Below are 8,393 nucleotides of genomic sequence, written 5' to 3' on the forward strand. Positions count from 1 at the left end.
CCACCCACCCACCCTTGATCGTGTTGCGCCTCCGCCCGATCCCGCTTCGCGCACCCAGATCCCGCTTCGCGTTCACGGCTCTCTGGCCCAGATCCCGCTTCGCACTCATGCGGCTCACGCCCAGACCCGCTTCACGTCCGTGGGGTCCACGCCCAGACCCGCTTCACATCCATGCGGCTCACGCCCAAACCCGCTTCACATCCGTGCGGCCAAGCCAAGATTGCGCTTCACGACCCGCGCGCCGATCCAGCTTTGCGGGGATGTGCTCGCTCTCCTTACGTGCGTTTGTCGCCGGGGTCGTGGCGGGCGGGGTCATGGGCGGCGGCGCCGATATCGCTCGCGACCAGCCCGCGCATCATCCGGGCCTGGATCGGCTGGTGTTCGAGTAGCACTTCCGGCCCAGCGCAGCGCGCGGAATGTGACGACGTTCATGGCCGACGGGTCCAGTGCCGGTTCGCGGCGCAACCACTGGCGCCTGGCGGAAGCCACGTGTTCGGGGCGCAACCACTGGCGCCTGGCGCAAGCCATGTGTCCGCGATACGACCGCTGGCGTGGTGTAGCCCGCGCATTCGCGGCACAGCCACTGGTGCCTGATGCAAGCACCTTGGCGATCCCTCCTCGCCGGCGACCTCGCTTCGCAGCGACTACCTCGGGGAATTCGCTGCGCGTGTTTGCGCGCTGAGCCGAGTTCGGGCGACGGACGATGGAGCTTCGGAGTGGATCTGTCTTGCGCCCGGCATGGACCCGTAGGCTTCCGGTCAGCCAAAAGCCAGAAAGGTAACGAATCGGGCGCGCTAGGATCTCAGGCGAGCGTAAAAGGGGGCATAAAGTGCGCGGACGGACGATAGCGATCACATCGGTGGCGGTAGTTGTGGTCGCCGGGGGTGCCGGCGGAGGCGCGTACTACCTGCTGCACACCCGCGGCACACCCCAGGAAACCGCCCAACGCTTCGCCGCCGCGTGGACGAAAGGCGACATGACGGCCCTGAAGGCCGAACTCGCCGCGCCGCCGACCGGCGAGTTCGACGCCGCGTACGCCGAACTGACCAAGAACCTCAACGCCACGGGAGTCACGGTCAAGCTCGGCCAGGTCACCGAGACAGGTGACGACAAGGCGACCGCCGCCTACACGGCCACCGCCGCCCTCAAGAACATCGGCGACTGGACCTACACCGGCAGCCTCGACCTCACCGTCGCCGACCGGCATTGGAAGGTCGACTGGAGCCCAGCCGCCGTACATCCCTCCCTTAACGGCACCAACCACCTCAAACTCAAAACCACCTGGCCCAGCCGAGCCAGCGTCACCGACGCCGCGGGCGCCCGCATCGACGGCACCGACGTCGGCGGATCCGTCCAGCAACTCGTCGGCTACCTCGACAAAGCCACCGACAAGGACGTCAAGAAACTCGGCCCTGCCTATCGCCAGGGGCAGGCCGTCGGCCGTGGCGGGCTCCAGGAGACCTTCCAGAAACGCCTCGCCGGGACCCCCACCACCGAGGTCATGGCCGGAGACGACAGCCTGGCCACCATCGAGGGCAGCGACGGCGAAGCCCTGGCCACCACGCTCGACATGAGAATCCAGCAAGCCGCCGCCAACGCCGTACGCGACATGGAAAAGCCCACCTCCATGGTGGCCATCCGCCCCTCCACCGGCGAGATCCTCGCCGTCGTCAACAACCAGGGCGGATTCAACCGCGCCCTCGACGGCCGCTACGCCCCCGGCTCGACCTTCAAAACCGTCACCGCCGTAGGACTCCTCACCGCCGGGGTGACCACGGCCGACCAGGTCACCTGCCCCAAGGACGTCAACGTGGGCGGCCTCAAAATCCGCAACAGCGACCACGCCGCCTACGGCACCGTCAGCTTCCTCGACGCCTACGCCCACTCCTGCAACACCACGTTCGCCCCCCTCACCAAGCAACACCTCAGCGCCAAAGCCCTGTACGACACCGCCACCGCGCTCGGCTTCAACCAGCCCCTCAACATCGGCGTCCCCGCCACCAAAGCCAGTTTCCCCCGCGCCACCAGCGACGCCGAACTCGCCGCCGAGTCCTTCGGCCAGGCCAAGATCACCGCCAGCCCGCTCATCATGGCCTCCGTCGCCGCCGCCATCGCCGACGGCTCCTGGCGCCCGCCCACCCTGATCCCCAACCTCAAACAGAAGGCCACGCAGCAGCCGCTCCCCGACGGCGTCGCGGAACAACTCCGCCCCATGATGCGCGCCGTCGTCACCAAGGGCACCGCCCAAGCCGCCGGCCTCCCCTCCGGCACGTACGGCAAGACCGGCACCGCCGAATTCGGCACCGGACCCGTACTCGAATCCCACGCCTGGTTCCACGGCTACCTCGGCGACCTCGCCTTCGCCGTCGTCGTCGAAGGCGGCGGAGGCGGCGGCAAGATCGCCGCCCCTGTGGCAGCCCGCTTCCTCAACGCCCTCTGACCCAGCGGTACGGGCACGTTCTGGCCCGAATCACACGCGGATACCAACAGCACGCGCGATTTCAATCATTCGGCTATAGCGCGCCAGAATTCCGCCGTAAACAAGTCGCCCGGCCTGGCGTACGGATACCGCGTCTGCTCGGCCGTCTACAGCGAATAGCCGCCGGTTAGAAGACCAGCGCCGCCGCCGCGTCATGCCGGAACGCCATGACCAGCAATGTGGCGATCAACGTCGCGATCAGCAACCAGCTCACCGCGATCACCACCGTCGAACGCCTCGGCCGCCTGCGCCTTCGACGATCACCCCGGCGGCGGCCGTGTTCCCCGCGCTCCACGCGCTCATTGAACGACTCCAAGCGGGCGGCGAGCCGAGGATCCTCATCGCTGAGGTGCCGCTCGATCATCGCCAGCATCCGCTCCTCGTCCTGCGACCAGGCCATGGCGCACCTCCCCGGGATGCAAGGTGTGTGCCGACGTTCTGCCCAACCATGAAGATCGTTAGCCGTTTGCTGGCCGGGTATTTACCAGCCGTTGGCCAGCACCGGCAACTCCCCACGAACCCCCACTGAAGCCTTGAACAGCCAATATTCCCGGCGAACCACTCGGCAGGCCGATAAATCCGCTGATCAGGGGATCAATGTGACCCACATCACATCAACAACTGGGGCGGTCCCGCCGTCCTAGGGGGAGAAGGGGTCCGCACACTATTGGGGGAAACCGTTGTCGATCTCGGGGGCATTACGACGCGCCGCCATCACAATGCTCGAAAGACGAGACCGGCGACGCGCCAGAAACGCACCGCCACCCGACACCCGCGAGATCCGCATCCTGCTCCTCCACGCCAACGGCATGGGCGGCACCATCCGCACCGTATTCAACCTCGCCGGGCACCTCGCCAAGAACCACGACGTCGAAATCGTGAGCGTCGTCCGCGAAAGCCCGCAGCCATTCTTCGACGTCCCACCCGGCGTCCGCGTCCGCTACCTGGACAACCGCGTCAACGGCAGAAAAGGCATCCTCAACCGCTTCCGCAGCCGCCTCACCCCGCCCGACGAAACCGCCTACCACTGGTTCACCCTCAAAACCGACCTGGCTCTCCTCCGCTATATCCGCAGCCGCCGCCGCGGCGTTCTCATTGGCACCCGCCCCGCCCTCAATCTCCTCATCGCCAGAACCGCGGGCCCGGAAATCATCACCATCGGCCAGGAACACGCCAACCTCGCCGCCCACCAACCCCAAACCCGAAAACAAATCCTCCGCCGGTACGGCAGGCTCACCGCCCTCATCACCCTCACCCAGGCCGACCTCCACGCCTACCGGAAAGCCCTCAAACACGCACCCGCCCATCTCGCCCAGATCCCCAACGCGGTCACCCGCCTTTCCGGCCCGGACGCCCACCGCACCGCCCCCATCGCCGTCGCCATCGGCCGCCTCAACCACGCCAAAGGCCACGATCTGCTCATCCGCGCCTGGGCCCACGTCCACCGGAACCACCCTGACTGGACGCTACGCATCTACGGCCGCGGCCCCCGCCACGACAAACTCCAGGAATCCATCGACAAACGCGAGCTCACCGAGAGCGTCCACCTCATGGGCCCTGCCGAAGACGTCGGCGCCGCCCTCGCCGACGCCGCCATCAACATCCTCAGCAGCCGCCGCGAAGGCATGCCCATGACCATCCTCGAAGCCATGAGCAAAGCCGTCCCCGTCATCGCCTACGACTGCCCCACCGGCCCCGCCGAAATCATCACCCACGGCCACGACGGCCTCCTCGTGCCCCCCGAAAAGATCCACGCCCTCGCCAACGCCATCACCACCCTCATCACCGACCCCGACCTCCGCACCAAACTCGCCACCCAAGCCCAAACCACAGCCGCCCAATACAACATGTCGGTCATCGGCCCCCGCTGGGACAAACTCCTAACCCAACTCACCCACATCTCCCACCAAACAGAGTCCCCGTGATTCGTGTGCTGCTTGAGCGAAATCCTCACCCCCAACCCTTCGTTTTCCTCGGTTCCACCCGACCCCGCCCACCGTGGCCACCCGAACGAAGTAGCATCTTGATCAGCGTGCGTTCTCCCACCCACCCATCCCTAATCAGAGTTATCGGGTTTGCCTTCGGGCAGACTTGGTGCCAGGTAGCCGCCGGTGGGTGAGCACTCTCCCTCCCTGGGCCCTTCGGAGCCCTGAACAAAGATCGTGCCCCCTCCGGTCGGCCGGGAGAGTTGATCGCTGCTGGGATGTCGTGCCCATCCCTTGTTCGCTGGGGGTGTGAGTACTCGTTGATTAGGTCGCCGATGGTTCTCCCACAGGCTGCTTGACCCGGGTTTCGGCCTGGGCCGATGTCGGATCGAGGGCTGGTCGAGGTCTGGAGGATGCGGTGCGGCTGTTTGTGGGCGATGCTGGGCTGAAGATCATTACGATGTCGAGCTGATGCAGGACTCGGGCCGGGCGCGGCTGCCGGAGGGGATGGAGGGAATGGCGCGGCTGCACGCGCTGATCGGGCAGCAGATCAGCGGGCGGGCCGCCGACCGGGACGGCGAGCCGGCAGAAGAGGCGCCGATGCGGTGGAGGAAGCGGTGGAGGTGGTGGTCGGGATCGAGACCGACCGAGGGCCGTGGGTGGAGGCGCTGATCGCGGCCGGATACACGGTGCTGGCGGTCAATCCGCTGCAGTCGGCCCGCTACCGGGACCGGTTACGCGTGTCGAGGGCCAAGAGCGACACCGCCGACGCGCACGTGCTGGCCGACATGGTCCGCACCGACGCCCACCAACTGCGGCCGGTCGCCGCCGACAGCCCCCGCGCAGAGGCGATCAAGGTCGTGGCGCGGGCGCACAAGAGGCTGATCTGGGAACGCACCCGCCACACCCAAAGGCTGCGGCACGCGCTGCGGGGCCGGGACCGGGGTTGGATGCGGCGCTGGTGAGGGTCATGCCGGGGTTGGATGTGACCCCCCGGACGAGGCCGAGGTCGGATGCGGTGCCCGGGGCGGGGTCGGGTGCGGCGCTGGTGGAGGCCATGCAGGAGTCGGATGCGACCTCCTGGGCGGGGCCGGGGTTGGATGCGGCACCACGGGTGGATCCGGGGTTGGGTGCGATGGCGGCGGGGACCATGCCGGGGGTTGGGTGCGGCACCCCGGGCGAGGTTGGGGTGGAGGTTGTTTGCTGCCCGGGCTGCCAGGGGCATCCGGATTGTCCGGGTTATCCGGGTCGCTGGGGTTGGCGGGGCTGCCAGGTCTGTTGGCGGGGTTGCCATGAGCGGGGGGATTGCCGGGGGTGGAGTTTGGGGTGGCGGTGGAAGCGCATCGTGACCGTCCCGTTGGGGTGGTCGATGATGTCGACCTTGTCGGGGTGGCGGGACTTCCATTTGTTGTCGGGGGCGCAGAGGGGGGCGAGGTTGGTCAGGTCGGTGCGGCCGGTCGGGTGCCAGGGCTGGATGTGGTCGATCTCGGCGAGGTAGGCGGGGATGTCGCAGCCTTCCCGGGCGCAGGTGGTGTATTGGGCGAGGATGGCTTCGCGTTGGTCGGTGGAGGCCAGGCGGCGGGCGCGGCCCAGATCGAGGAGGGCGCTGTCGGCGTCGCGCAGGAGTCGGCGCAGGTCGGCGTTGTAGGCCATCCGGCGGGCATCAGCCGCCGGGATGGCGGTGCCGTCCTGCAGATGGGCGGGATCCTCCGATTCGCCGGTGAGGGTCTGTTCGGTGACCGACACGTGCATCACCGTGCGCCGCCCGCCCTGCGACAGGCGCACGGCCAGGGCGTCGGCCATCCGCTTGCCATGGTTGCGTTCATCTTCGGCGCTGGTTTTGACCGCCAGCGGTTCCAGCCAGGTTTGGAACTGCAGGGTCAGTTCGGGGTCGAGCAGGCCGGTGACGCGGCCCATCCCGTTCAAGGTGGCGGCGATGCTCAAATGCTGGCGTTCGGTGAGGGCGGCGGCGCGGGCCAGCCTGCCGCCGGGGTCGACCGTCTCCAGGATCACCCGACCGGCCTGGGCGACATCCTCCACGGTGGCGGCCGGATCGGCGGCCAAACCGAGCAGGATCGGTTCGGCCAGCCGAGTATCTTCATCATCGAGGTGCCGGACCGCTGAGGCGACCGCGGTTGCGGCCCCGAATGGCAGACTCCCCTCGGCCAGTTGCGCGGCCAGGTCGGGCAGCCGGGACAGTTGCCGGGCCAGGGTGACCCGTTCCGCCGCCCGGGCCATCCTTGAGCCGGTGGCCGCGGCCAGCCACGCCCCGAGCGAACGCCGCCCGAACAACTGCTGGCCCTTCCTGGCATCGGCCACGGCCAGCCGGACCGCGATCGCCGCCTCGGCCCGATCGATCGCCCGCGCCAGGGCCACGATCTCGGCCATCGCCGACTCCACATCGGACGGCACCCGCGAGTCGTCGGCGGCAATCATCTCCCCCTGGTGCAGCCACTCCCGTATCGCCGCCCCAGCCAAACCCGGGTCAGGGTGATCAGAACGGCCAGGATGATCAGAACGACCGGAGCGGTTAGAGCGATCGGGATGATCAGGATGATCCCCGAATCCGTCATCACCACCGGCACCCTGATCGGTCCTCCGACCGCGACCAGCACCCCGATCCGCCCCCCAGGCACCCCAATCAGCCCCCCGGGCAGAGTGACCGGCCGTTTCGGTACGCTGACCGGTTTCCTGGGCGTCCTGACCTGTCTCCCGGACACCAGCACCGGCCTGGTGAACACACTGGCCGCTCACGTGCCCGCAGCCACAGGACTCCTGCCCGGAACCGGGCAAGGGCCGAGGGCCGCCGGTGGGCCGGATACCAGAGGGCCGGACACCGGGCTGCTGAGCAGAGCCGAACCGGGTGTTGGCGGGTTCGGCGGTGGCCTGGGCGGTGCTGGAACGCGCCGTTGCGGGGTGTGCCATTGCGGGCTGTGCCATGCCGGAACGCGAGACGTCGGAACGCGAGGTGCCGGAACGCGAGGTGCCGGAGTCCCTGCCAGAATCCCTGCCAAAGTCGCTGCCGGAGTCGGCTGCCGTGACTCGAGTTCGGCAGGGATCCAACAGCAGGACCGCGCCACGGGAATCGCTGGGAATACGGCCGGTTTCGGGTGCCCCGGCACGTCGCCGGGGTGGAGGTGTATGCGGGCGAAGGACCGGCGCACCGCCGAGGCCGGCATTGAGGGAACCTCCGGTGGTGGGGTCGTGACCGTCCAAGTCGGCTGGAGCGCAGGGGTTCAGAAGCGGAAGGGAGGGGGCACGGTGGTCGGTCAGCAGCACCGCGCCTGAGGTCATCATCCCGGACCCCCTCCTGTCGCGGATCAGCCGGTCAAGCTACCACCAGGATATCGTTCACACGTTCGATTAGCAACTCTATGTAGTCGCCTATGTGCGAATTGTCGCAGTAGGGCATGAGCGCGACGGCGATCATGTCACCGATCTTCCATGGGCATTCGCTGATGTTCCTCAACGCCTTCAACCCATTGGTGGTCTGTCTCGCGAGCACCGTAACTGGCCTGTTGAGCACGCTGATCGGTCACGTGCCCCCTGCCGGAGGACTTGTGCCCAGATCCGGGCGATGGCCAGCGGCTCGCCAGGGGGGCGGATACCAGTGAACCCATCTTGAGCTGCGCGTTCGCGCGCACGGCGAAGGGCGCCCATTGCGGCGAGTCCTCTGTTCTCCTCGGTCTCCGCTCCAAATATCGGGAAGTTAGGTGGCTTGTTGTCAATTGGCCCGAAATCTGAACAGAGCTCCCGCTAGAACGTGGATCGACCCAGATCTAGCTCTGCGGGAGCTCGGTATCGGCCATGCCGATGGATGCGCACATGTTCAATCCAGCGCGTCTGCCCGGACCGCGACTTACCACATCTCCATCCACCCCACTGGACACCCACACTCACCGACAAACTTCCCGGTATTGAGGCTCCGCCCGGCCGCCGCCAACGCCATGGCACCCGCACGAAAGCCATGACACGGGGGTTTCCCACCC

At 67.6% G+C, this 8,393-nt stretch carries 6 protein-coding genes and 1 pseudogene; 4 read left to right on the forward strand and 3 right to left on the reverse strand.

The features are described 5' to 3' along the window. Positions 1-260: 260 nt before the first annotated feature. Both Aple_RS55885 and Aple_RS46365 read left to right on the forward strand, forming a co-directional pair. Positions 261-389: a hypothetical protein gene (locus tag Aple_RS55885; protein WP_281361706.1), complete on the forward strand. Its 129-nt coding sequence runs from the start codon at positions 261-263 to the stop codon at positions 387-389. A gap of 470 nt (positions 390-859) precedes the next feature. Then, a complete protein-coding gene (locus Aple_RS46365; RefSeq protein ID WP_246265379.1) occupies positions 860-2,440 on the forward strand; it encodes a penicillin-binding transpeptidase domain-containing protein in 1,581 nt (526 codons plus the stop codon). A gap of 166 nt (positions 2,441-2,606) precedes the next feature. On the opposite strand, the gene Aple_RS46370 is transcribed toward Aple_RS46365, so the two are convergent. After that, on the reverse strand, positions 2,607-2,879 hold the full coding sequence (locus Aple_RS46370; protein WP_155351181.1) for a DUF3040 domain-containing protein: 273 nt from the start codon (positions 2,877-2,879) through the stop codon (positions 2,607-2,609). A gap of 319 nt (positions 2,880-3,198) precedes the next feature. Here Aple_RS46370 and Aple_RS46375 point away from each other — a divergent pair, with 319 nt between their 5' ends. Then, positions 3,199-4,404 carry a glycosyltransferase family 4 protein gene (locus tag Aple_RS46375; RefSeq protein ID WP_155351182.1) on the forward strand — a complete coding sequence of 402 codons (1,206 nt, stop codon included), beginning with the start codon at positions 3,199-3,201 and terminating at the stop codon, positions 4,402-4,404. 418 nt (positions 4,405-4,822) lie between these two features. Then, a pseudogene (locus Aple_RS56565) lies at positions 4,823-5,336 on the forward strand (IS110 family transposase); the annotation flags it as partial. 307 nt (positions 5,337-5,643) lie between these two features. Here Aple_RS56565 and Aple_RS46385 read toward each other — a convergent pair. Continuing rightward, positions 5,644-6,840: an HNH endonuclease signature motif containing protein gene (locus Aple_RS46385; protein WP_170322011.1), complete on the reverse strand. Its 1,197-nt coding sequence runs from the start codon at positions 6,838-6,840 to the stop codon at positions 5,644-5,646. Next, the gene (locus tag Aple_RS52575) at positions 6,837-7,040 is read right to left on the reverse strand and encodes a hypothetical protein (RefSeq protein ID WP_170322012.1); all 204 of its coding nucleotides are present in this window, start codon (positions 7,038-7,040) and stop codon (positions 6,837-6,839) included. The genes Aple_RS46385 and Aple_RS52575 overlap by 4 nt, the downstream gene beginning before the upstream one ends. Positions 7,041-8,393: the final 1,353 nt, after the last annotated feature.

Source organism: Acrocarpospora pleiomorpha, assembly GCF_009687885.1.
GTDB classification, from domain to species: Bacteria; Actinomycetota; Actinomycetes; order Streptosporangiales; family Streptosporangiaceae; genus Acrocarpospora; species Acrocarpospora pleiomorpha.